This is a genomic window from Ornithinibacillus gellani (assembly GCF_003730295.1).
Classification (GTDB): domain Bacteria; phylum Bacillota; class Bacilli; order Bacillales; family Amphibacillaceae; genus Ornithinibacillus_A; species Ornithinibacillus_A gellani.
This window is the reverse complement of record NZ_QTSZ01000034.1, coordinates 1-1,707: the sequence shown is the minus strand read 5'-3', so window position 1 is coordinate 1,707 and position 1,707 is coordinate 1. Positions and strand designations below refer to the sequence as shown.

Sequence of the window (1,707 nt, the reverse complement as noted above, 5' to 3'; positions counted from 1 at the left end):
GTTTCCTTTATCTCGTCAGGACTTCTCCAGTCCGTACGTTGCTAAACGGCCGCTTCCGCCTTCTATTATATCCTTAGAAAGGAGGTGATCCAGCCGCACCTTCCGATACGGCTACCTTGTTACGACTTCACCCCAATCATTGGCCCCACCTTCGGCGGCTGGCTCCATAAATGGTTACCTCACCGACTTCGGGTGTTGCTAACTCTCGTGGTGTGACGGGCGGTGTGTACAAGGCCCGGGAACGTATTCACCGCGGCATTCTGATCCGCGATTACTAGCGATTCCTGCTTCATGTAGGCGAATTGCAGCCTACAATCCGAACTGAGAATGGTTTTGTGGGATTTGCTTCACCTCGCGGTTTCGCTGCCCTCTGTTCCATCCATTGTAGCACGTGTGTAGCCCAGGTCATAAGGGGCATGATGATTTGACGTCATCCCCACCTTCCTCCGGTTTGTCACCGGCAGTCACCTTAGAGTGCCCAACTTAATGCTGGCAACTAAGATCAAGGGTTGCGCTCGTTGCGGGACTTAACCCAACATCTCACGACACGAGCTGACGACAACCATGCACCACCTGTCACTCTGTCCCCGAAGGGAAGACTCTATCTCTAGAGTGGTCAGAGGATGTCAAGACCTGGTAAGGTTCTTCGCGTTGCTTCGAATTAAACCACATGCTCCACCGCTTGTGCGGGCCCCCGTCAATTCTTTTGAGTTTCAGCCTTGCGGCCGTACTCCCCAGGCGGAGTGCTTAATGCGTTAACTGCAGCACTAAGGGGCGGAAACCCCCTAACACCTAGCACTCATCGTTTACGGCGTGGACTACCAGGGTATCTAATCCTGTTCGCTACCCACGCTTTCGCACCTCAGCGTCAGTTACAGACCAGAGAGTCGCCTTCGCCACTGGTGTTCCTCCACATCTCTACGCATTTCACCGCTACACGTGGAATTCCACTCTCCTCTTCTGTACTCAAGTCCTCCAGTTTCCAATGACCCTCCACGGTTAAGCCGTGGGCTTTCACATCAGACTTAAAGGACCGCCTGCGCGCGCTTTACGCCCAATAATTCCGGACAACGCTTGCCCCCTACGTATTACCGCGGCTGCTGGCACGTAGTTAGCCGGGGCTTTCTGGTCAGGTACCGTCAAGGTACGGTCAGTTACTACCATACTTGTTCTTCCCTGACAACAGAGTTTTACGATCCGAAGACCTTCATCACTCACGCGGCGTTGCTCCGTCAGACTTTCGTCCATTGCGGAAGATTCCCTACTGCTGCCTCCCGTAGGAGTCTGGGCCGTGTCTCAGTCCCAGTGTGGCCGATCACCCTCTCAGGTCGGCTACGCATCGTCGCCTTGGTGAGCCTTTACCCCACCAACTAGCTAATGCGCCGCGGGCCCATCTGTAAGTGACAGCTAAAAGCCGCCTTTTGACTCCTCACCATGTGGCAAGAAGGATTATCCGGTATTAGCCCCGGTTTCCCGGAGTTATCCCAGTCTTACAGGCAGGTTGCCCACGTGTTACTCACCCGTCCGCCGCTCGTTCCACAAACGTCACTCCCGAAGGAGATCTGTTTGCTTCCCGCGCTCGACTTGCATGTATTAGGCACGCCGCCAGCGTTCGTCCTGAGCCAAGATCAAACTCTCCAAAAAAGTAAAGTTTCATACTTAGCAATCAGAAACAAATTCTGACTAATTTTTTTAAAGAAAAACAGG

At 53.4% G+C, this 1,707-nt stretch carries 1 rRNA gene; it reads right to left on the bottom strand.

The features are described 5' to 3' along the window. Positions 1–77 precede the first annotated feature (77 nt). Positions 78–1,644: ribosomal RNA gene (locus DX933_RS10295) — 16S ribosomal RNA — on the bottom strand. Positions 1,645–1,707 lie beyond the last annotated feature (63 nt).